The sequence below is a fragment of the Arthrobacter sp. CAN_A214 genome, assembly GCF_015751955.1.
Lineage (GTDB): Bacteria > Actinomycetota > Actinomycetes > Actinomycetales > Micrococcaceae > Arthrobacter_D.
The window spans coordinates 20,426-42,210 of sequence record NZ_JADOUU010000017.1; the positions used below are offsets into that span (position 1 = coordinate 20,426).

Sequence of the window (21,785 nt, forward strand, 5' to 3'; positions counted from 1 at the left end):
CAGAACGAGGACCGGTCACGCTTACTCAGCGTGGGTGTCACGGACGAGCCACCAGGTGCCGTCAGGACTGTATTCGCGGTCCTGGTCGGCGCTGGCTGCGTGTGCGTTGACGGCGCGCATCGCTACCGCCGCGTGAGCCCACTCGTACACAGTTCCGGACCCCGCATAACTCGTCCATTGCTCGTCCAACTGATCTCTGGGCAGCCGAATGACGACGCCGTAGGGCCCGCGAAAATCATCGATCGGACCTTCGAAGCGTGCCGCGACAAACCCATGCCGGCTCTCGACGGACAGCAACTGCAGGCCGCTAACGTTCGGGCACCCTCCGAAGGCTTGCTCGGTTGCTACGGCGTATGTTCCGGGTTGCGGTGTTCTTGACGGTTCAGCGTGAAACTTGGTCACGAGAACGTCCTTAGGTCTAACCGAATCTCTACTCGCATACCTACTCGCGGTGGCCGGTGGGACGTGCGCGGGAGGACTAGCGTTCATGCTTGCCGACGGATCTGAAAGCAATTTTTACAATCAACACATAACGCCCCGCTACCTTTATAGGTGAAGGCCGATGTGATCTACGATTATCCGGCTATTTTCATTATCCAGGGCAAAATAGATTCTGCCGCACTCCGACGGAGGAACGTGATCATTAACCTTGACGTGTGGAATGCGAGAGCGAGTGACGCCATCCCAATCAAAATCTCTAGCCTTCTTGGGAATATTGTCGTCTTGCAGGGAGACTTTTATTTGATAATTTTCATGGATCCAAGTGTCAAGATGCCCCATCTTTCTTTCCTGCCCATCGTAAAGATCCCGCGCGACCTCCGCCAGCTTAATCAAACTATCTCTCATCAAATCTAGTGTTGGATAAAACGCCGCCTTTTTCCAGGCTTTTGGAGCGTTCGGTGTGAAAGTTATTCGACCCTTAGTGCTGCGCTCAAGGTGCTGACATAAAGCGTCCATCGATTGTTCATCCCCAACAAGAAGTTCCTTTGGGGCATCACTGAGTTCGATAACGCTTTCTGTGTCCTCTGATGATTTTGTGTACTCGGCAACAATATTTAGCTGTTCGAGCTGAGCTTTGAGGAAGGATACTTCACGCTGGCTATCCTCAGCCGCTTGATCTGCGGTAAACCACTCCTCAGTGACCGTTTTGAGTTCAGAAACAGCCAGATCTCGTTCAGCAATCACTGCTTCTAGTTGCTGTTGAAGAGATCCAGAAGCGGCTGCCTCAGCGGAAGAATTTGCCAGGTCCTTCATTCTTAGAAACTGAGATCCTAGTCTTGCTTTCCTGAAGACCTCATCCTTACCTCTAGTGAGAACAGATAGAGGTGCCACCAGTGCAACCAGCTTGGATCGCAAAGAATCCCTATCGACACTATTCACCGCAGAGGGAGAAATTTCCAACGCAGCGGCCGTCGAGTCTGCCCAAACAAGGACACCGCCTGAGTATGGAACTAGAATGGCATTATTCAATTCGTGCAGCAATCGAGTTGCTTTGTAGTCGAGAGTTACGACACGAACTAAACCGATTAGGCGACTCGACGCTCTCTGCGCAACCGCTTGGGCTTCGAGGGTACGGGTATGAAGCAACAGAATTGGAAGACGAGTATCGGAGGTAAGGGCACGGCTCAATTCTTCTACATCGCCGCTACTACGCACTTGCAAGTATTTACCATCTTGAATTTGACCATCTACTCTCACAGATAGACGATCATTTTCGACCAGCATCGGAATGAGGGAAGGTTGGTGCAAATCAACGCTGGAGGCAGGGGTTAGCCCGGAAGTCTGGACTTCTCTAGCCATTGAAACGCGGACGGTACATCTCTCGTCCTGCACACCTACCGTCACGCGGGAAACAAAGACCGAATCGTCCGCTGAAACATCTCGTCGCTCTACGCGGGTTGCCCACGTTTCCCCAGCAGCAACGTGCTCCCACTCAACAGATCGCTTGTTACCTCCTGGCGCATCCGGTAGGTCACGGGATCCAGTTACGAGGAATTCATCGCGGCCGATTTGAGTCTTACACGTTCTAAGGATCCAGCTAGAGACAGCTTCTAGAACAATAAGAGCGGCTTCGCGGGAATCCCTCTCTTTTTCCTTAAGTTCAATATCGAAGTTTGCGACATACAGAACCTGCATTTTTCTCCCTTAAAATTATTGCCGGTAGTCCTAGGTGTTTACTTCTCAGCGGCTTGACGGTTGGCGCGTGCCCGGTCCGTCCTGGAGGCTGCGTAGCCTCGGAACCATGCGATCTGCCGTTCGATGCTCTCGGCGCTCTCGCGCTTGTAGGGGTTTTGTGTAGGGGACAGCCCGGCGAGGTAGGCGCGGTATCCGGTGCGCTGGATCTCCATCGTCTCGTTACGGCCGATTAGGCTCTCAGTAGGTTCGGTTGGCATGTTCCCATCCTTGCGTGCGGTTGCGGTGTGACGCCTTGTAGTCGGAGGACCAGCCGAACATCCCGTATCGGAAGGATGCCAAGGTGTGCCGCCCATTGACGGCGAACCATGCGTTTAGCTCCTCGGATCCGTACTTCTTCACCCGCGATGCCGGGCCAGAAAACAGGCTCATCACGTCAATCCCGGCGGCGCGCCCCTTTTCATTGAGGTGGAAGGACAGCTCTGATTCGCACTTGGCGTACTGGCTGTAGACGTAGCTGTCGTACTCCTCGCGGGCCACCTCGTGCGGGGTCAGTTTCCGGGTAAGTCGCAGCGTGGGATTACTGACGTAATCGCCTTCCCCGTAGGGCGGTTCCGACTCCTGCCACACGGAGGAGTCATTTTCCTCCCCGCCCTCCTCGGCCTCGCGCTCGTCCACGAGCTCCTCGAGTTTTTCCATCGCCTCGGGGTCGTCCGCATGACGTTCGTACAGCGCGGAAACCTCGTTCCAGGACAGCTCCCGGATGGACACGGCGGTGAGGCTGTCCGCTGCGCTCGGGCGCGGTGCTGGCAGGGCTTGGTGCTCGGCCGGCTCTTGCCCGCCGGCACTCTGAGCGGCGCTATCCGGCAGCTTGGCCCCGGCCCGTCCGATGTCCGGGATAGCGTGCTGCTCGCGCTCTCCCAGTCGCTCGCACGCTTGGAAGTAGTTGCCCATCGTCCGGGCCATTTTCGCGTCCGATGCGCCCTCGTGTTCGAGCCTGTCTAGCCTCTGCTCGAACCGGCGCACGGAAGTCTTTGCTACAGCCACGGCCGCAACGTGCGGGTTCCGGTGGTACGGACACCGCCGGTAATTCGGCCCTATCACCCTACACATATTGTCTTGTCCCTCCTACCCTGCGGCTATGCCGCGTGCGTGGTGCTGGTGCCTTGGTGCCGGGTCGTGCGCCCGGCCGCGCGCCCGCTCATCGCGTGGTGGCTTGGGGGCGGGGCTTGAAGCGAGCGATACCGAAACCGAAAGCGAAAACCAGGGCAACGGCCATGACGACGCGCACCAGGTCGAGCCCGGCGTACTCGGTGATGGGGACCAACGCTCCGGCCGGTTCGACCAGGATCCGGTGGCTGATGAGCCACGCCGCTGCGGTGACCGACTGGGAGGCCAGCCACCCTCCCAGGGCTGCCAGGGCAATCGGTACCGCGAAGATGGCAACGTGGAGAACGGCCAGTTCTTCTTGCTCGTTGTTCGCTACATCACTCATCGTTGTGTCTCCTGCTCAGGGGTTGCCATTGGTCTCACGCCTCGGCATCTTCGTCCGCGGGACGGACCTGGACCACGGAATCCGCTGATACGTCCACGGTGATCTCTTGTCCGCCATCGTCGTACCCGACCACGAGGTAGGAGCCGTCGGCATCCGGGAAGATTTCGGAGACCATGATCTCCGCGCCGATCTGCTCGAACGTCACGTACTGCCCGGCTTCCAGCTCGGCAGCTGTCGTGGTGAACGTCGATCCATCGTCAGCGGTCATGCCGGGCATGGGGCTCCAGACTCCTGCCGGCGGCGAGGTGTGCCGCTGCGGTTCCTCATGGGCCTTGGAGGCGTGCTGCGCGGCGTCCTGGGGCGCTGGATACCTGTGGGCGAGGACACCGGCGACAGTGCCGCCGAACTCCAGGCCCTCGTCCTCCTGCGCCGTTCCGCGAACGGGAAACAGTGCCAATCCGGCCTCGAAGGAATCAGCGGCCTGCAAGTCCCGGGGCGCGCTCGTGCTGGCGGGACGAATCTGGGCGCGGAACCGGCGGGATTCTTCGCTGGCTACCGGATCGAAAATGACTGCCTGCCCGGTGGAGTCGATGATGTCGGCGTCCAGCAGATTCGCCCAGGTGATCCCCGGTGCACTCTCGTCATCGGTGATGGTCGGGACCGGCGGCTGGATCCGCTTACGGCTGTACACCTGGGAAACCGGGGTCATCGCAGCAATCATTCCGGGGTGGTAGTCGCTGGGGTGGTTGACGTCCGGGTTGGCGTTGTAGGTGGCCTGGATCATCGTCGGCGCGTCGTTGATGAGCGAGACCGCCCGACCCTTGCTTGCCGGGATCTGGCACCCGATGGCGTAGTTATCCCACATCATCATCGAACCGGCGGCGGATTTCAGCGGGCCGAGACTGATGCGGGCACCGAAGTTATCGCGCAGCTCGCCGTCGATGATCGTGGTGTCCGGGCGCTGCATTCCGAAAACCATGTGGATCTTCGCTGTACGAGCCAGTCGTCCCAGGTTGGCGAGCCAGCCCAGGACTGGGGGCTTGGCGCTCATGCCCTTGGTCTTGGTCTCGGCGTACCGCTGGTTCACGGCGGCCAGGAGGGCGGTCACCTCGTCAATGACCAGGGCAATGGGGTCCAGGTCCTCAGCCCGGATTTTTCCGTCCCTGATGAGGTTGTACCGCTGTTCCATCGTCTCGTGGGCGAGCTGGATGAGTCGGATCTGCGCGTCCACGTCCTGGGCCAGAAATTCGACGTTGCGCCAGTCCTTGTAGCCCAGGAACTCAACGCGCTTGCCGTCCACCAGCCACACCCGCCATCCGGCCTGGGTGAGCTGCTGAATGACGCCGTGCTCACAGATGGTCTTACCTCCACCGGTTCCACCGATGATGAGCAGGTGCGCGTCGTTCGCGGGCCGCCACGTCGCCTGCGTGCCGTTCGGGCCGATGCCCAGGGCGATCTCGAACTGCCGATATCCGCGGTGATCGGCCATCATGTTCGCGGTAATTGCCGGTGGCATGACGACCGCCGGGAGGGGCTGGGAACGGAACAGCGTAAAGCGGTCCTCGTCGGGGAACGCGGCGTACTTGAAGTTCTTCTCCCTGAGCTGGGACAGCAAACGGGCTCCGGCCTGGTTCTGCTTACCGGACAGGGCGTAGTCGATGCCCTTGATGCCGGTGATGTCCACAGATGTCAGGTAGTCCTCGATCTTCTCGTCCCAGGTGTAGGCCACGCGGGCACCGGAACCGAAAACGTCCTTGGCTGCGTCGGTCATGCGCTGCTCGATCTGCTCCCTGGGGGTCAGCTGCACGGCTTTTACCGAGGGCTTGGGTGTGAAGATGTACCGGCCGGGTTTGTTCTTCTTGCCCTCCTCCAGCTTGTACTGGATGCCTTCCTGCCGGGACAGGACGGCGGTGATCGCCTCCAGCCGGGCGGGGTCGAGGGCCGCGAGGTGCCGGGCGTTGAGGACGATGCGCCGGGCCGGGCCGGGCGTGGTGAGGGTGCCGCGCTCGTACCGGCTTGCCACCAGGGTGCGGCCCGCTTGGTGTTCCAATTTTTCCGGGAGCGGTTGCCCGAGTACGGTCGCGATGGCTTGGCGCATTGAGGCCGGTCGCATCGCGGTTTTCACCCAGTGCCGGCGGGTGGCGATCGCCACCGCTGCGGTGACTGCTGCGCCCGCTGCGGCTGCCAGGATCACCATGCCCAGCGGGTATCCCAGGATCACCAGGGCGCAGCACAGGGCCGTTGTGAGGCTGATTCCCAGGCCAACGGTGGAGGTGATCCGGGGGCTGCGCGGAATGTAGAACTCATCCCGGTAGCTGGGGATCTGCGTCGGGGTTTTCCCGAATGGCGTCGTGGGAGCACTCATGGTCAGCTGCTTTCCGGGACGTAGAGGTAGGCGTTGACTTCGCTGGCGTCGATGGCGACGGTGCGGCGGTTGTATTTGTGGCCGGGCGGGGCGTAGTACGAGTTGTTGTACTCGGAGATGATGACCTTGCCGTCGTCGGTGACTTCATCGACCCAGCCGACGTGACCAGCGGATCCGATGCCCTCGGCTCCGTTGGCTGCCCACCACGCCACGGAATCGACCTGGGGAGTGTTCGAGACTTTCCAGCCGGCGGCTTCCCATGCGGCTTTCCATTCCGCGCCGTTGCCCTTCTGGTGTCCGCCGTAGGTGTTGTTGAAGATGATCTTTTCGGCCGTGCCGCCCATCACTTCGTTGACCTTCCACGATGCGTAGCTGGTGCATTCGCCGTAGTAGAAGTTCATGGGGTCCACGTTGTAGACGCCCGGGGGCGGGGAGAGGTGTTCCCAGGGGTAGGTATCGCCCTCGGAGGATGCGGAAGTGCCCGGCACGCCGACCCCGACCAGGACGGTGCAGCCGGTGGAAACGGCGACGGTCTGGGCGTCGTCGTCGTCTGCTGCGAGGTTGACGGAGGTTCCGCCCCAGGCTGCTTGTTTGTCCTCGTCAGCATCCCGGTCAACGTCGATCCCGGCCTCGTCGATGATGGCGTTCGCGGATGCGTAGCTCGCGGCGTAGTGGTTGGGGTTCGCGTTGGACTGCACTTTGTGGATGACCTGGGTGATCTCCCCTGTCTGCCATCCGGGCACGGTGACTAGGCCCTGCGTGGTGCCTTTGTGGTTGGCTCCCAGGAGAAAACTGGTGGTCGCGTACTCGGGGTTGGTGACATGCTCCACGGTGCCCCATCCGGGGGTCTGCTGCTGGAACAAACCCTTGGAGGTGGTGGGGGATCCGTCCGGGTTCATCACTCCCTGTCCCTCGTCGCCGTAGTTGAGGTTCAGCAGGGTGGATTCGCCCATTGCGGCGATGATGGCGATCTTTGAGGCCACCCCGGGCAGGCCCAGCTCGGCGGCAATCCGGTCGATCGTCTGCGCGTTGCGAATTTGCTCGTCATGCAGTGCTTTGGGTGCTGCCAGGGTCGTATCGGAGGCGGTGATGGCACCGGTGAGCGGGGATCCCGGGCTCCCGGGGGTGCAGGACTGGGAGGCCGCGCCTCCGCCGTTGAAGATGCTGCCGATGACCATCATGCCCAGCACGATGGCCCCGATGAGGAGCATCGCCACCAGGGCGAGGGTGGGCAGGATCCAGGAGGGTTTTTTCTCTGGGGTGCGCGATTTTTCCTGGTACATGGTGCCTAGTCCTTCACCCTCTGCCAGCTATCGAGTGGTGCCGCGTTGATGAGCCAGCCCTGGTCGGTGAGCTGGGAGCGCAGACGGTACTCGAGGAGGTAACTTCCCTGGTCCTGGGTATCCACGGTCACCTGGACGTGGTGTGCCCAGCGCAGCGGGGTGTCGATCCCCCAGTCCTCCACGTTCTCCCCCACCTCCACAGTGCGGACGGCCGCGGGGGTCTTTCCCTCCAGTGCTCCGTTCGGGACCAGCGGGAGCTGGGCGGCGAGATCCGGGACCAGCCACGGCTCGGTGGTTCCCTTCCAGCTCTCGTCGGTCTCGCTCGTGCGGGAGTTGTAGACGGTGAGGAAGGCACCGGCCACAGCGGCGGGATCCTGCATGTCCGGGGTCGGGACCGGTGGTGCGGTGATTTCTTGGCGCTCGTACTGGGCCGGGGTCGGCTGTACGGGTGCCTGGGCGGCATCCGGGGACGCCTGGGCGAATCCGTTGCCCCGGTCCACCCCGGCCGGGCTGTCCAGTGTCGGCTCAGCCGTGGCTGTCGCGTCCGAAGCGTCCTCGGCCGCGGCTTGCTTCTGGTCCGCTGCGGCAGGGGAGGTCTGCGCGCCGGCCCCTGCCTGCTGGGATGCGCCCTGGGTGTTCTGGAGGAAGTAGAACGCGAGGATCAGGACCGCGCCGATGGCAAACGCCATCCACGCCGCTTTCTTGGCGGTCACCGGACTTCACCGCGCTCTGCTGCACGGTTCTGGGACCGTCGCTGCATCTGGTAAATCCCCGTTTCCGTGGACGCGTTGCGGCGGCCGCGAGCTTGGATCGGGTCGGTGTCAGGAGCATCCCAAACCCTCATGGGTTTGGCCCCTGCGGGCACGTCGTCCACGATCTGTCCCACCATCACGTTGGTGGCACCACCACGGTGGATCCGCACGCTGCCGTAGTCACCGGCGGGCAGGGTCGAACGCGGCTGCGTGGTAGGAGCGGGCTGGAGCGGCTGGGTGCGCTCCGTGTTGGAAACCTGGGTGCCGGTCGAGGAGACCGCACGGGAACCTCGGGCCGCGACCACATCGGATCCGGTGCTCGTCTGGGCGCTGGGCTGGGCGGTCGTGACCAGCTCGGTGCTGTGCGATCCCATCGGCTGAGCGGTGTTCACCTCGTGCTGAGATTCCGCCGGCGCAGCCTCGGGTGTCGTGGAGGGCACCCGGTCACCGGTGGGGGCGCTCAACTGCTCCGGGGTGCGCAGGGTGCGCGCCTGGGCGGGATTACGTTCGGCTGCCGGTGCCGGTGCGGCCTGGGTATCCATTGGGATGGACCCGTTGGCGTCGCGCACGTTGTCCTTGGTGTGCGAGAAGGTGGCCGGGAGTGCCTGGGAGGCGGACGGGCGGTGGGTCTGGGTGCGCGGTGCCGAGCCGGTGCCACCAGCACCAGGGCGGTTCTGAGCCAAGTGACCAGCCAGGAACCATCCCGCGGCGGCCATGCGCTGCGCGGCGAGGCTCGTGCCACCCGTGGCCGTGGCGACCCCTGCCTGGACGCCCTTGCTCATCATGCGGCGCTTGATGTGCTGGGAGGCGATTTTCTGCCCCTTCCCGGCGAGCTGGGAAGCGCTTTGCGAAAACGCTGAGGGTTTTAGCTCCGGTGCCCGGTTCATCGGGGATCCGCCGAAGGTGTGGGCGAGCTTTTCCGCCAGGGATTTGCCCTGCTTTTTCAGGTGCCAGAACGTGAACGCTAGGGCGATGAGCACCAGTCCGAAGATCAGGTTGCCGATCATCATCACGGTGGCCCCTACGGCGTCGTAGAGCTGCCCGACCAGCCACAGGTACAGGTTCAGCAGGAAGATGTACGCGCCGATCATGAAGACGTTCACTAGGAGCTGGAAGAACGCGTTGAGGAACGCCTGTCGACCGCCACCGGGGAACACGGCGAGGTGGACGCGGAACACGGTATTGATGAGGCCGAGACCGGCCAGCAGAACGTCTTTGACCAGGAAGATGAGGAACACGGCGATCAGGGCGGTAAGTCCCGTGGTCGAGACCAGGAACATCGCCATGAACGCGAAGACGTTGAAGTTGTCTGTCTCGTTGGCCTCCTCCAGATCCCCGTTGCAGCTCAGGACCGCTTTGCGCAGCTCCTCGGCGTCGGCCCCGGATTTCGCTTGGTCGTCCCACGTCTGGGCGCATGAGTCGCCGTCCAGGTTCGAGCCGAACGCGAGCATCAGGGCCGGGGTGCGCACGGCGATGTCCACGATCTGCCCGGAGACCGGGTTGGCGGAGGTGTCTGCTTCTGCGTCACTGTCGCTCACGGTGCGCGTTCCGACTTCGGTGCCGACGCTCGCGGAGGTGCCGATCCAGTTCTTGATGTGATCGGACGGGTTGGCGATGGGCATGGATACCAGACCGACGAACAGGGCCACGATGGAGGCCTCCAGGATCGCCGCGCCGATGCGACCGCGGATCATCCCCCATGCGATCACGATGGCGGCGATGAAGATGCCCAGGCCCACAATCCCGGTGGAGTCCAGCAACCCCTGGATGCTGTTTGCCAGGAGGATAAACGGGGAGAGGATCCAGTCAATCCATTCCAGGGACAAGACGAAATTGCAGAGGGCCAGAGTGCCGTAGACGCCCACGGTGTAGCCCATCCAGGCCAGCCGCATGAGCATGCCACGGACCGTTCGCTGTGGGTGGGTCATGTTCCCGTAGTCCAGCGGCAGCTCGGTGTACTTGCCGACCGGTACGCCGTGGGTGTCGGTGACGCCGGCCAGCGGTAGCCAGTAGGTGTTGGGATCGATTCCCTGGTCCTCGTCGGCGGCCTGGGCCATCGTCGCGTTGACCATCTGGCACAGGAAACAGGTGAACACCACGGCGAGCAGGATCCGGGTTTTCTTGTGGAAGGAGAGCCAGATCCATGCCCGCAACAGTGCGTCCTGGGCCGGGGTGGCTGAGACCGTCGTGATGCTCATGCTTGTGCCTCGATCTTGACGCGGGGTGGGCTGGTGAGGACCGTGCGGGCGCGGTTCTCGGCGCGTGGGATGAGCACCTTGATCTTCCCGATGCGGCTGAGGTGATCGCGGAACAGGGCTTCTCCGCGACGGTGGGCGGGAACAGAGCCGGAGGAGTCCATCGGGGAAAGATCCTTGGTCACCAGGTCCACGTATTCCTCGGTGGCGTAGCTGGGGTCCAGCCATTCCAGGTTCCGGCGGGCCAACTCGGCGTCGCGGGTGCGGAAGATCAGCCGCTGCGGGATCAGGCCGCGCAGCTCGGGCGGGCCGAGCTCCACGGCCGAGTGGGTGCCCAGCAGGACCGCGCCCTTGTGCTTACGGCCGGTTTTCAGCGCTTCGCTGATCGTTGCGGTGCCCTCAGGGGATCCGGTCATGTGGTGGCATTCGTCCACCGTGAACAGGGTTTCGCGGGAGTCGTCGGCGTACATGATGTTGCGGCCGATGCTGGCGAGGTAGGCGTAAGCGGATCGTCCCATCGTCTTGTTGATGGACAGCTCTTTGCGGGCCTGGGCGTTGTTCAGCTCGTCCATCGTCGGCAGGCTCATGCCGTGCGTGCAGAACACAGTGGCCTGGGCGGAGAACTCCATCGCCGGAAGCTTGGGGTTGAAGAAGGTTTCTCCGAAGTCGATGTCGGAGAACACATCCATGAGGCGTGATATTCGGCGCGCCACGTCCCGGTCTGCGGTGTCCACGGCGCTGGAGTCGAGGTGATTTTTCAGGTCGGACATCGAGCGGATCTCCAGCTCGTTGTTCAGGAGCTTTTTCAGTTCCGCGTTCAGCACAATTCCCTCGTCGTCCTTCACGGAGACGCCGAGCATCATAGTCAGCAGGTTCAGGGTTTCGCGCACCCGCTGGGCGGGGTGGTTGTAGATGCGCAGCGGGTCCAGGGACCAGTCGGGGCGCATGAAGTCGATGACGTTGGCCGTGGTGAGTGACTTGGCGAGGCTGCGCCATTCCTGGTTATCGGAGTGGTCGACCGCGATCATCTGCGCACCACGGTCGATGCTGTGACTGGCGACGGTTTTCTGTCCCACCGACTTTCCCGATCCCAGCTCACCCACAAATCCCATGGAGCCGGATACGTCGTTTTCGGCCAGACCGGCGAGGTTCAGTAGGACCGGCGAGAAACGGCCGGTGGTGACGTTGGTGCCGAACCGGAAGCCGTGCGGCATACCTAGCAGGTCGTTGGTCAGCGGCACGCCCATCGAGAAGTTGCGGCCGGTGGTAATCTGCGCGAACTCGTTGGAGACGGAGGAGATCGTGGTGCCGGGCCAGAAGTCCCAGAATAGTTTTTGCTGCCCGCCCAGGGGTACGTCCAGGGTCCATTCGTCGGAGGTGTAGAGGTCCCGGAGGTCGCGCATCTCGTCCATCGCGGTCTCCGCGGTGGGCGCGGAGGAGGAGAAGATGATGGATGCGGCCACCTCCACCTCCCTGTCGGTCGCTCCCAGGTCTTCGACGTATTCCTGGAGTGCTCGGGCGGACTTGTCGATCTCGGAGTTACCGCCGGAGAGGGAACCGTTCGTGGAGGAGCGTTGCCGGTACTGGTCTTTCAAGTTTGATTCGGCGCGCCGGTTCTTGGCTTTCACCTTGTCCGCGGAGGTGACCACCAGACGGAGGCAGAAGTCGATGTCATGGGAGATCGACGCGGCGAAGTTCACGAACTCCGCACCCGGGAAGATGAATCCGGCCTGGGGGGTGAGTCCCATGATGGAGAACTGCTGGTAGCTCGGGGTGGTGTCGGCCGCTTCGACTTTCAGGAACCGCCGCTTGAACAGTTTCATCTGCGGCATCTTGTCCTCGGGCATATCGGTCATCCCTCCCTCGTCCAGCAGCGGGTCGGGGAGGCCACTCGAGGGATTGATCCAGTCCTCTACCTCGGCAACGCTTTTGGGCTCGTAGGGCATGTTGGACTCCACACCACGGCTTACGAGGTGGTGGGTGATCCAGCGCAGCGCGGTGATCCCAACGCGCTGGGAGTGGAACGTGGCCGGGATGCTGCGCTCGATCTGCGTCATCCGGGTCTTCCAGGTGGTGAACGTGCGTTCCGCCGGCGGACGGATCGGAAGGCGGGCGGCTTCGGAGATCGTGAGATCGAAACTGCGGCGGAAACCGCTCCACAGCTCGTTCGGGGTTTTGTAGGACAGCGGCGTGATGAGGAAGTAGAGCCGTTCACCGGCGGGGTTCTCGGCAAGGTCCTGGTACGTCAGGCTGCACTCTTCCATCCACTGCGCGGAAGGGTTGTCCACGTCTTTGAGCATCTTGCCCATGACGGTTTCGGGGGAGCTGGTGGTGACCAGTCCCAGGATCATGGCCTCACCGGTGAGGGCTTGGAAAAAGTCCTGGTGCTTGGCGCGCACGGACTCTTTCTGGGCGAAGGTGCCCAGTCCGTAGGCTTGGCCTTCCAACTTCCAGATGCCGTAGGCCACGCCGTCACGGGTGACGAAGATGTTCTCGCGCATCCATCGGACGGGCTGGCGGAGGTTGTCTACCATCGGGGTGCTCCTAGCGATTTTCGTGGGCTGTGGTCAGATGGGCGTTTAGCCGATCCAGCCCGGAGGTGGAGGGTCCGTGCTGCGGCGTCGGTACATCGGTGGGCTCCTCGCGTGAGTCCTCCACAGTGTTGTCTGCCACTGCGAGGGTGGTGCGTGCTGCGCTGCGCTTGGTCTTGGTCTTGGAGTACGAGGCCGGGAGCTTGCGACCTCGGTAGGTGCCGGTGCGCGGCCGGGACATGAGGGTGATCCAGCAGTTGATGAGGTTGATGATCGACCGGCGGGATCCCGGCATCCGGCCTACCGCGTAGGTGATGCCTACCACTGCGGCCGCGATGAACAGCACATCGGTCAGCGCACCCTGGCTCCACAGGGGGCGGCTGATGAAGCCGAGCACCAAAACCACGATGCCGACGATGAACTGGGTGACCGTGTAAGGACCGCCCGGGATCGTCTCGCCGGCGGGGGTGACACCGATGAGCTGCTGAAACTTTCGCGCAGCGGTGTAGAACCTTCCCGTTTGGACGTGATTCTGGGTGCTCATGGGGTGACCTCTCGGGTGCGGATCAGACGCGGGTGGTGATGACGGCGTGAGCGTAGGTGGCCATCTGCGAGGCCGTGTCTATGCCTACGGTCTCTCCCACGGCGCGCTGGGAGAAGAAGGTGATGAGCAGGGGCAGGGCGGCGATGAGACCGCCGACGAGGATGCCCATGATGACCGATCCGACGTTCTTGCCGCGCCATGCGATGAGCATGCCCACGATCAGGCCGACCAGGACGAGGATGCCCTGAATCGCGGTGGTGGTCTGGGCGGTCTTGTCGTTGACCCAATCGAGGACGCCGCCCTGGGCTGAGAGGGAAGAGGCTGCGTTGATCGCGGTGGTGGTGAAGGTGTTCATTTCCAGGTGCTCCTTGGTGTGAGTGAAGGGTTTTGGGGTGGCTTTAGCTGGCGAGGTTCGGGGCGGAATTGAGGGAGGAAATTTCCCAGCGCCCATCGCGGACCGTCAAGTCCAGCACGTACTGGGCGGGCTTGGTGGTGTTCTCGCGGGTGAGGTTCAGATCCACGAGAACCTGGGCGGTTTGACCGGCCGTAGGGGTGCGGTCGGGCACCTCCTCGGAGGAGGCCAGGGACCGCACGGTGGCCTTGGTCCAGTAGGCCGGGCTAATCGCGTTGATCGTAGTTTCCGGCGAGACATACCGGGTTACGTCACCGGTGCCGGTGAGGTAGGCGGTCATGAAATCGGCCACAGTGGCCTCCACTTCCCGGTTCGCTACGCGGCTGGGGTAGCCGAGCTGCGGGGCCGAGCTGATCGCAGGCATGGAAATCGGTGCCGGAAGCCCCACCGGGGCCATCCCGCCGTCCTCGTTGCTCTGCACGGTGATCTGATACCAGTAGGGGGTCCACGAGGCTGCGTCCTCGGTGTTGCCGTCGCCGCTTGTGGCCTGGAGTGAGGCCGAGACGATCACGGTGCTCAGGTTCCCGGATTCTTTGGTGCTGACGACGGTGAGGTCGCGGTACTCGGTCGAGGTGGTGCCGGTAATGGCCGATCCGGTGGTGCGGGTGTAGCGGTCCAGTTCGTCGCGGTCGTTGGTGGTGGCCGTCAGCCATGCCGCCAGATACGCCTGGGCGAAAGCTCCGGCTTCCTGGTTCTGGGAGTTAGTGCTGGTGTCGGTGGTGAGCTGTACCGGCGTGGTTGGGCGGGTGAAGGCGAGGAACCCGCACAGTGCGCCCAGCGCCATGAGCACGGCCACGCCGTAGAACAGCCACCGACCGGCCACGCCCGCCCAGGACTGGACGACCGTTCCGTTACCGGTGGTGGTCGTCTGTCGCTTGGATCTCTTGGGGGACGAGACGGATTCGGTGCCCTGATCAGGGGCCTTTTTGGCTTTGATGATCTTCACGCGATTTTTCCTTGTCCTCTAGAGCTTCTTGATGGCTTGGCGGACAGCTTTGACGATCTCGAACTGGTCATGGTCGAGCGCCCTGTCCATGACGCCCTCCAGCACCTCACGGAGCTGGCTGACGATCTGCGCCCGGGGCTCGTCGGCCCAGGTTGCGCACCCTTGCAGGGGGGCCTCGATAGCCTCGCACGCTCTGACGGTTTCCTGGGGATCTCCGTCTGAGGCGAGCGCGGAGAGGAGCTGGTCCAGGTCGGTGGTCAGCGGGTCGATGATCCACTGGCCTCCTTCCACGCGGAAGGTTCCTGGGAGTGCTTCCCTGATCGTCTTGGTGGTGCGCGTCCTGCGTGCGCGGGCAGCGCCTCCCTCGTTGTCGGCCTCCGGCCACAGTGCCTGGGATACCTCCACGCCATCGCGGAAGAGTCCGCTGAGGTGCAGGTAGGCCACCGCTTCGGCGGGCTTTGCTTCCACGAGGGCTCCGTCCGCGCCATGCAGTTTCGGCTGTCCCAGGAGTGACAGCGGCGCCTGGGCCGCTGCGGGTGCCGGCTCGGTGCCGGCTGGTGCCGGCGCGGGTTCGGCCGGTGCCTGGATCGACTCGGCTTCAACCTTGGCCTGGGCCGCTATGGCTTCGGCGTCGTCCGCGACGATCTCGGCCTGGGCCACGGCCGCTGCGGCATCGGTTAGAGCCGCTTCAACCTCGGCCTGGGCCTCGATCTGAGCCGGGGTCGGGGCCGGGGTGTCACGTTTAGCGGTGCCGCTGTTGAACATGGCCTCGAGGTCTTCGGCGCTGATGTTGCTGATGGAGGTGGCACCGGTGCGCTCCTCGTCAACCGGTGCGGGTGCCTTTTCGGGCTCTGCTGGGAGGAAGTCTGCCATCGTGACGGATTCCACGGCCTGCCGGGCCTTCTCTGCTTCTACCTGGTGCTTCTCCCAGTGGATCTCCATAGCCATGTACAGCTTGTGGTTCTCGCCGATGATGTTGGGCCAGAACTGGATTGAGTGGGGGGCTGCGTTGCAGATTGCGGCTGATCCGTCGTCGTTTTCGCTTATGAACATGGCCTGTTCGGTGACGATGGTGTCGGTGAGCATGCCGACGTTGTTGGGGTTGTCGGCGCGGAGCCGCTTGAAGGCTTCGAGGGTCGCGGCGTTGGAGTTCTTCACGTACAGGGTTGCCGTGGTCCCTGCGATGTCGTTGGTGGTGATCTGCTCCACGGTTTCGACCAGATGGAAGTAGGAATGGTCGTGGTAGCTGGTCAGGAAGTTCACCAGCTTGGGACCCAGCTCGCGGTATCCGACGAGCCAGATGTGGTGCTCGGCGGTCCAGGGCTCGGTGGCGTGCTCCATGACCTGTCCGACCATGACGGCGGAGATGAACTGGTCCAGTCCGCCGAGTCCCAGGACGTGCCAGCGGTTCGTGTTCAGCAGCATCTTCCCGCCGGATGCGGAGTTCCCGATGGCGGTAAGGGCTGCGGTCTGCCATCCGTAGGTGTCGCCGGTGGAGAGTGAGAGTGCGTCACGGTGGGAAATTTTCCAGTGGCTCCCGTCGTCTTCGGATTCCCGGAGAAAGGGGTACTCGAGTTCGTAATCGACACCGAAACTCAGGCCGATGCTGGTCTCGTCGATGAGTCCCATTTCCACGATGGGCAGCTCCGGGTGATCCCCGAAATAGCAGGCGATTTTCGCCATCGCGTCCAGGGGATCCCCGACCGGGGTGTGCGTGATCGAGTCGGTGGAGGACGGGATGATCTTCTTCCGGCGCTCCTTCTGCTTCCGCTTCCTAAGGTCTTCCTTCGAGATCCATTCGCTGATCTGCTCTTCGCGGTCGGCCATCGTGTCCTCCTTCGTGCTCAGTCGTCGTTACTTGGTGCGTGCTCGGCGTGCGGTCAGAGCGGTGCGAGCCAGCAGACCAGCACCGGCGAGAAGGGCCGCGCCCAGTCCCCAGGTGATCGGATCTGCGCTCGCGTACCCGGCGGCACCAGCGTTGATCCGCCGGGGGTTGGATACAGGAGCGGCCGCAGGAGCGGCAAGCACGGCGCCCGCCTGGGGGGTGGGCAGGACGGTTCCCTGGGCGGGGATGAATCCCGTGTCGGTGGGGGTCTGCACGGACACCTGCTCGAACGGGATCCCGGATGCCGGCACCAGTACCGGCGCGAGGGGTGCCGGGGCTGCGGGCAGCAGGATCTCCGGTGCCGGCGCGGGCAGCGGCGCCGGGATCACGGGGGCCGGGATCACGGGGGCCGGGATCACGGGGGCCGGGATCACGGGGGCCGGGATCACGGGGGCCGGTGCGGGGATTGGCTCAGGTGCCGGAACGGGAACCGGGGCGGGCTCGGGTACCGGAACGGGTACCGGAACGGGGACCGGTGCCGGGGGCAGCGGGATCTCGGGCTCAGGTGCCGGAACGGGAGCTGGCGGCAGCGGGATCTCCGGCTCTACCGGTCCGTTGCCGTTCCCGGGGCCGCCACCGTTCCCTGGTCCGTTGCCATTCCCGTTCCCAGGTCCGTTGCCGTTCCCGGGGCCGCCGGGAAGCGGGATCTCGGGCTCCAGGACGGCAGGTACCTGGGCGGCGAGTTCGATAGACAGACCAGTGAAGGGAGCGACCTGCGCTGCGCTCGTCTCTGCAACGGGCTCCGTGGCGGCCGTCGCCTGCACGGAGGTCTCGGCGGCGACCTGGGCGGGGGTTTCTACGGCGTATCCGGCACTGATTGGCCCGAGAGTCAGCACGGAGGCCACGACGGCGGTAGCGAGGATCTGAGGGGTTTTCATCGGTCTTTCCTTTGGGCGGTGACGGTGCCTGCGGTGACGGTGTAGCTCGGTGAAATAGCGTCGGGACGTTTGGGATACTGCTGGACGCCATCGGCCGATTCCCAGCCATCGGGACCGGGGCAGATGATCGTGGCGGTGACCTGCTCGCCGCCATCGCACACGGGGCGGATTTCGTCCCCGGTGAGAGTCTGATCTGAGCCGATCCATACGATCCCGGAGCGGACGGTGACCTCGGCCGCGCCGATGTCCTGCTGGAGCTGCACGTCCCCGGATGTCAGCTCGTGCGTGGTCAGCCAGCGGGTATCTCCGCGTGACCAGACCATGACGGCGCGGTCATCGGTGGCGCGGATCGCCTGGGTGATCGTGGCCTCAGCCTCGGGAGTAGCAAGCTCCACGGTGGTTCCCTCGGTCACGATTTTGTTGGGGCTCTCCAGCAGGACGACACCCTCTGCCGTCGCCGCCAGGACGGCCTGGGCGTCCTCCAAGGATCCCGTGGTGCCGTCCGGGCCGGTGTACTCCCGTTCGTTGGTGATTACCGGCTCTGTGCCTCTCGCGTTGAGTGCACCACGGACCACCGACACCTCACCATCGCGCAACACTGCGACCTGCCCAGCCCCGGTATCCATCGCGCTCGCGGTGGTGCCGTCGATGGAACGGGCCTGGGCGGTGTTGTCCACGTCGGCCATGCTCCAGGCTTCTTCGCCGGTCTCGGCGTCCAGGAGTCGGACGGTGGTGCTTTCGGCGGTGATGATTCGATCTCCGATGATGCCCATTACGTCTTGTCCCTCGGGCATTGTCCACCCGTCCGGGGTCTCGGTGGGCTCCTGCGCTGCGGCGTCCGGCCCCTGCTCATCGCCCGATCCCTGGGTGAGTGTTCCACCGATACCCAGGATCGCCACGAGGGCCACGGCACCGGCTAGGCGCATGGGAGTGATGAGCCGGCGGGGCCGGTCGGTTTCCTCTGTGTGCGCTGCGGGATCGGCTGGGGTGCTGGGTGCCACGGTGGGCTCGACCGGAGTGATGACAGCGGGGGGGGTGACTGGCGCAGCAGGGGCGGCAGGGAGCGCTGTGGGCTCCTCCTGGGCGGTCTGCTGGTCCTGGGCCTCTGGTGTCGCATCCGGTGCGGTTGGGATCGGCCGGGTGCGTCCTCGCCGGTCCATTTCCAGGGCGATAACCTGCTCACCCTGGTGGACGTTGAGCTGGGCGGGGAACCGGGTAGCGAGAGAGAAAACACGGTCGATGGCGTCCTGGGGTGTACGCGCCTCGGTGGGCTCGCCGTTGATCGTCCACGGGTCACCGGGGACAATGCTGAACAGCTCCGGGGTCCGCTGTGCTCGCCTCATGCGGACACCTCTGCCGGGACGGCTTCCAGAACCAGGTTGTAGCGGTAGTTGAACAGCTCATTGCCTCCGGCGTCACTCACGGACGGGCCGGAACAGGTGACCAGGACCAGGGCGGGATCCCCGGTCATCGTATAGATTCCGGCGTCCTCAACCTGCTCCTGCGGGACGGTGTACATATCGGTGAGCACGTACTCGTGCGCCTGTCCCTCGGCGTCAGTGACATAGATGTGATCGCACGGGGCGATGGTGTGGAGCTGCCCGAACGGGGAGAGCTTGCCTGCGACGTAATCGACGTGACCGGCGATGACGGTCTTGCCCTGCTCGAATCCTAGAAGCGCCGATCCTTCGTAATGGACGACCTCGGGTGCGTCGGGCAGCGAGGACAGATCCGCGGACGTACCTAGGGGCACCTCCACACCGATACCCGGCACGGCGAGCTGGGCGGGGGCTGGAACCTGGGCAGGTTCCTTCGAGGACAGATCGCATGCCTCGGCACGGAACTCAGCAACCGGGCGCGGAGCGTAGGTCAGACCGTCATCGGTAGTGCCCACGTAGCCCTGGCGTGAGTAGGTCACCGTCACGCCATCCTCGTCGGTAGAAGTGACAGCGGCGGCAGTATGCTGACTCAGGCCCACGGCGGATCCGACGACGAGGACACCGCCGGTCACGACAAGACCAGCGCGCTTACCAACCCCCGAATGAGACACTCAAGACCTTCCCCAGCACTAAGGCTATGCGACCCTGAGAATCACATCTACTACTTTGCATACATCTACCGATGAGTATAAATCGGTTATGAACAGTCTAAGGGACAAGACGGCTACCGCAATCGTCGAAGTCCCCTCCCCTTTCGTCCTTGTTGGAGCACTGCTAGCTATCGTCGCGTTCCGCCTGCACCCAGAGCACTGGGACGAATGCTCGCCGTGCCATGAGGCATAGCCGCATCCCGACGCCCACCAACAAACCAGTGATGGTTATCAGCGCAATTACATCGGTCATCGTTACCCCAGTGTTTTTAGATGATCCTCAGAGAGCTGTTGTTCAGCGAGGATTCGACTCGTGTATCTCACCTGCCTCTGACATAGGTACAAAAGATCCTCATTGGAGATCGAGAGCAGGGCATCCTGCCGGATGGTCTCTGGGTATCCTGCTTCCCCGGCCGTGATGAGGGACGCGAGGACCAGCGCATAGACCGGATCCATGCCTGCGGCGGTGAATCCGTCGATAGCTTCGTCCACCGCGAACTTGCTGCGGCTGTTGAGCTTGTTGCTCAGTGCGGTCTTGCTTCCCAGGTGAAGGGCTGCGCGTAGACGTTCGCGTGCAATCTCTGAGCCCGCTACGTCTACCCAGGTGGAGAAACTGCCGTAGTAGCCTTCCCAGGATCCGAAGTCAGGGTAGTTGGGTGTGCGGCCGAGGAGTCGATCCGCAAGCTCTTGGAGCGCATAGGCCGGGTGCAGCGAGGTGACAATCTCCTGCTGGGAAGGCGAGGATCGGGTGCTGGTGAGGTGTTCCCATCGCGGAATTTGAGCCAGCTCATCGAGAGGATTCAGGCCGTACTTGCGGGCAATGTTGATGATGACCTGGGGATCGACCTGGTTACGGGTGCGCTGCACATTGAAAGTAACCGGCACGAACTCAGCATCCCGAGCGACCTTGGACCAGTTGACCTTTTCGCCGAAGCGTCCGTAGAGCTGCGTAGCCCACGCAGCCATTTCTTCCGTGGTCAGACGCACCCGTAGACCACCTTCGACTTGCTGCCACCAAGTTTCACCGTTTCACACTAGCCGGTGGCATAGCTCCTCCACCGGGATCAGGGCAAGAGGAACCGACTCGAAACGATCAAGGCCCAGGTGGCGGACCCGCCTCGAAGAGTGGATTTAGGGGGCGATCCATACCGAGTCGCGTGCGTTCTGCGACATTTTCAGCATAATCCCGTGGGTGCCACCGCGAGCGGTCGATCCGAACTCGGACACCTGGGCCTCCGGGTAGACCTCTAGAGCTTCGGCTAGGGCTTTGCGGAACTTCTGGGTGAAGCTTTTCATCTCGGCGTCAGAGCCGAATTGCTGGCGCAACTGTTCCCAGCTGATTCGTGCCGGGGCCTTGAGGTGGTGCAGCCGGTAGGCAAGCCACACGTAAATATCCAGGGTCATTGCAGCTCGCGAGTTGCGGAGCAGGTGCATCCATACATCGGTCCGTACCGGGACGCGGCCGCTGGTGGCAACCATTCGCATGAAGTCTGCGGACAGCTCGATAGTGGATTCCTTCTTCTCAGACAGCTCCCCACTGTGATCTGCGGTGAAGATCATGCGGTCTTTCGAGCTGATGACGTACCGCTCCGTGGTCGAATCGATCTCGCCGTTCTCGTCCTCGATGGTGTTGTTCACTGCGATGGTGGACGCGGCGAGCGCCTGCATCTGGCGCACAGCCTCGACGGCGTTGGCTTGGTTGTAGCCCAGGCCGAGCTGTTTCATGAATCCGCGGTAGGTCTTGGAGATCGAAATGATTGGATCACCGGTGCGGACTGCCTCAGTGCAGAGCAGGACCAGCGCTGCACGGGCGTACTTGCCGTAAGGGATGAAGCTATCCGCGTGGTCCGGTCCGGTGCCGCTACCGGCGGTGATGGTCATCTGCTGGGTGCCATTGCGTCGGATCCACTGGTGGGAGCTGAATCGGGCATTGGGTAGAGACAGGTTGATGAACTCCGGAAGCAGGTAGCAGAGCTGCTGGTCCGTGTCGGGGGCTGGCGGTACGATAGCCATTGAAGGTCATCCCATTTCTTCTTGTTAGCGCTTGTTGATTGGGTGGCTTGCCCCTCGGACTGTTTGCCGCAGCCGGGGGGCTTTTTTCATGCTCTGAATCGACCCTATCGCAGCAGGACGGCGGATCGTGCTCATCCTGCACTTTTTTCGATGTTCCATCAGATTAGTTATGTCCTGGGAACCTGTGGACAGCTCGAACCGGTCACCGACGGAGGTGAGATGTTTCGATACCAATTGATTCACGGGTGAGATGTTTCGATACCA

Annotated in this window: 19 protein-coding genes; all 19 read right to left on the bottom strand. The window is 63.0% G+C overall.

The features are described from left to right. Positions 1-21: 21 nt before the first annotated feature. Positions 22-402, bottom strand: coding sequence for a hypothetical protein (locus IWX65_RS13280; protein WP_196883538.1), 381 nt, complete (start codon positions 400-402; stop codon positions 22-24). Positions 403-546: 144 nt separating this feature from the next. Then, positions 547-2,136 (bottom strand): hypothetical protein, encoded by a 1,590-nt coding sequence (locus IWX65_RS13285; RefSeq protein ID WP_196883540.1) that lies wholly within the window; start codon positions 2,134-2,136, stop codon positions 547-549. 38 nt (positions 2,137-2,174) lie between these two features. Next, the gene (locus tag IWX65_RS13290) at positions 2,175-2,393 is read right to left on the bottom strand and encodes a hypothetical protein (RefSeq protein WP_196883542.1); all 219 of its coding nucleotides are present in this window, start codon (positions 2,391-2,393) and stop codon (positions 2,175-2,177) included. Then, on the bottom strand, positions 2,374-3,180 hold the full coding sequence (locus IWX65_RS13295) for a hypothetical protein (RefSeq protein WP_196883544.1): 807 nt from the start codon (positions 3,178-3,180) through the stop codon (positions 2,374-2,376). The genes IWX65_RS13290 and IWX65_RS13295 overlap by 20 nt, the downstream gene beginning before the upstream one ends. Before the next feature lie 154 nt (positions 3,181-3,334). Then, on the bottom strand, positions 3,335-3,628 hold the full coding sequence (locus IWX65_RS13300; RefSeq protein ID WP_196883546.1) for a hypothetical protein: 294 nt from the start codon (positions 3,626-3,628) through the stop codon (positions 3,335-3,337). A 34-nt stretch (positions 3,629-3,662) separates the two neighbouring features. After that, positions 3,663-5,993 (bottom strand): FtsK/SpoIIIE domain-containing protein, encoded by a 2,331-nt coding sequence (locus IWX65_RS13305; RefSeq protein ID WP_196883548.1) that lies wholly within the window; start codon positions 5,991-5,993, stop codon positions 3,663-3,665. A gap of 2 nt (positions 5,994-5,995) precedes the next feature. Further along, a complete protein-coding gene (locus IWX65_RS13310) occupies positions 5,996-7,276 on the bottom strand; it encodes a CHAP domain-containing protein (protein WP_196883550.1) in 1,281 nt (426 codons plus the stop codon). A gap of 5 nt (positions 7,277-7,281) precedes the next feature. Beyond that, on the bottom strand, positions 7,282-7,989 hold the full coding sequence (locus IWX65_RS13315; RefSeq protein ID WP_196883552.1) for a hypothetical protein: 708 nt from the start codon (positions 7,987-7,989) through the stop codon (positions 7,282-7,284). Next, the gene (locus IWX65_RS13320) at positions 7,986-10,226 is read right to left on the bottom strand and encodes a hypothetical protein (protein WP_196883554.1); all 2,241 of its coding nucleotides are present in this window, start codon (positions 10,224-10,226) and stop codon (positions 7,986-7,988) included. The genes IWX65_RS13315 and IWX65_RS13320 overlap by 4 nt, the downstream gene beginning before the upstream one ends. Beyond that, the gene (locus IWX65_RS13325) at positions 10,223-12,757 is read right to left on the bottom strand and encodes an ATP-binding protein (RefSeq protein ID WP_196883556.1); all 2,535 of its coding nucleotides are present in this window, start codon (positions 12,755-12,757) and stop codon (positions 10,223-10,225) included. Before IWX65_RS13325 ends, IWX65_RS13320 begins: the two co-directional genes overlap by 4 nt. Before the next feature lie 10 nt (positions 12,758-12,767). Continuing rightward, complete coding sequence (locus IWX65_RS13330; protein WP_196883557.1) at positions 12,768-13,298, bottom strand: hypothetical protein; 531 nt, start codon at positions 13,296-13,298, stop codon at positions 12,768-12,770. A 22-nt stretch (positions 13,299-13,320) separates the two neighbouring features. Then, positions 13,321-13,653 carry a hypothetical protein gene (locus tag IWX65_RS13335; protein WP_196883558.1) on the bottom strand — a complete coding sequence of 111 codons (333 nt, stop codon included), beginning with the start codon at positions 13,651-13,653 and terminating at the stop codon, positions 13,321-13,323. Positions 13,654-13,696: 43 nt separating this feature from the next. Beyond that, entirely contained in the window at positions 13,697-14,656 is a 960-nt protein-coding gene (locus IWX65_RS13340; protein WP_196883559.1) for a conjugal transfer protein, read from the bottom strand. A gap of 18 nt (positions 14,657-14,674) precedes the next feature. Then, the gene (locus tag IWX65_RS13345) at positions 14,675-16,483 is read right to left on the bottom strand and encodes a hypothetical protein (RefSeq protein ID WP_196883560.1); all 1,809 of its coding nucleotides are present in this window, start codon (positions 16,481-16,483) and stop codon (positions 14,675-14,677) included. A gap of 27 nt (positions 16,484-16,510) precedes the next feature. Next, positions 16,511-17,419, bottom strand: coding sequence for a hypothetical protein (locus IWX65_RS13350; protein WP_196883561.1), 909 nt, complete (start codon positions 17,417-17,419; stop codon positions 16,511-16,513). Next, positions 17,416-18,762: a hypothetical protein gene (locus tag IWX65_RS13355; protein ID WP_196883562.1), complete on the bottom strand. Its 1,347-nt coding sequence runs from the start codon at positions 18,760-18,762 to the stop codon at positions 17,416-17,418. The genes IWX65_RS13350 and IWX65_RS13355 overlap by 4 nt, the downstream gene beginning before the upstream one ends. After that, positions 18,759-19,469: a class F sortase gene (locus tag IWX65_RS13360; protein WP_196883563.1), complete on the bottom strand. Its 711-nt coding sequence runs from the start codon at positions 19,467-19,469 to the stop codon at positions 18,759-18,761. The genes IWX65_RS13355 and IWX65_RS13360 overlap by 4 nt, the downstream gene beginning before the upstream one ends. 294 nt (positions 19,470-19,763) lie before the next feature. Beyond that, positions 19,764-20,495, bottom strand: a complete 732-nt coding sequence (locus IWX65_RS13365; protein ID WP_196883565.1) for a hypothetical protein — start codon at positions 20,493-20,495, stop codon at positions 19,764-19,766. Positions 20,496-20,639: 144 nt separating this feature from the next. Further along, positions 20,640-21,521, bottom strand: coding sequence for a replication protein RepA (locus IWX65_RS13370; protein ID WP_196883568.1), 882 nt, complete (start codon positions 21,519-21,521; stop codon positions 20,640-20,642). Positions 21,522-21,785: the final 264 nt, after the last annotated feature.

What these genes read in the sequence shown, in the direction of transcription:
- IWX65_RS13345 (WP_196883560.1), bottom strand. Translation starts at nt 16,483, where the DNA reads ATGGCCGACCGCGAAGAGCAGATCAGCGAATGGATCTCGAAGGAAGAC.
- IWX65_RS13335 (WP_196883558.1), bottom strand. Translation starts at nt 13,653, where the DNA reads ATGAACACCTTCACCACCACCGCGATCAACGCAGCCTCTTCCCTCTCA.
- IWX65_RS13310 (WP_196883550.1), bottom strand. Translation starts at nt 7,276, where the DNA reads ATGTACCAGGAAAAATCGCGCACCCCAGAGAAAAAACCCTCCTGGATC.
- IWX65_RS13305 (WP_196883548.1), bottom strand. Translation starts at nt 5,993, where the DNA reads ATGAGTGCTCCCACGACGCCATTCGGGAAAACCCCGACGCAGATCCCC.
- IWX65_RS13370 (WP_196883568.1), bottom strand. Translation starts at nt 21,521, where the DNA reads ATGGCTATCGTACCGCCAGCCCCCGACACGGACCAGCAGCTCTGCTAC.
- IWX65_RS13290 (WP_196883542.1), bottom strand. Translation starts at nt 2,393, where the DNA reads ATGCCAACCGAACCTACTGAGAGCCTAATCGGCCGTAACGAGACGATG.
- IWX65_RS13355 (WP_196883562.1), bottom strand. Translation starts at nt 18,762, where the DNA reads ATGAGGCGAGCACAGCGGACCCCGGAGCTGTTCAGCATTGTCCCCGGT.
- IWX65_RS13350 (WP_196883561.1), bottom strand. Translation starts at nt 17,419, where the DNA reads ATGAAAACCCCTCAGATCCTCGCTACCGCCGTCGTGGCCTCCGTGCTG.
- IWX65_RS13320 (WP_196883554.1), bottom strand. Translation starts at nt 10,226, where the DNA reads ATGAGCATCACGACGGTCTCAGCCACCCCGGCCCAGGACGCACTGTTG.
- IWX65_RS13285 (WP_196883540.1), bottom strand. Translation starts at nt 2,136, where the DNA reads ATGCAGGTTCTGTATGTCGCAAACTTCGATATTGAACTTAAGGAAAAA.
- IWX65_RS13325 (WP_196883556.1), bottom strand. Translation starts at nt 12,757, where the DNA reads ATGGTAGACAACCTCCGCCAGCCCGTCCGATGGATGCGCGAGAACATC.
- IWX65_RS13300 (WP_196883546.1), bottom strand. Translation starts at nt 3,628, where the DNA reads ATGAGTGATGTAGCGAACAACGAGCAAGAAGAACTGGCCGTTCTCCAC.
- IWX65_RS13330 (WP_196883557.1), bottom strand. Translation starts at nt 13,298, where the DNA reads ATGAGCACCCAGAATCACGTCCAAACGGGAAGGTTCTACACCGCTGCG.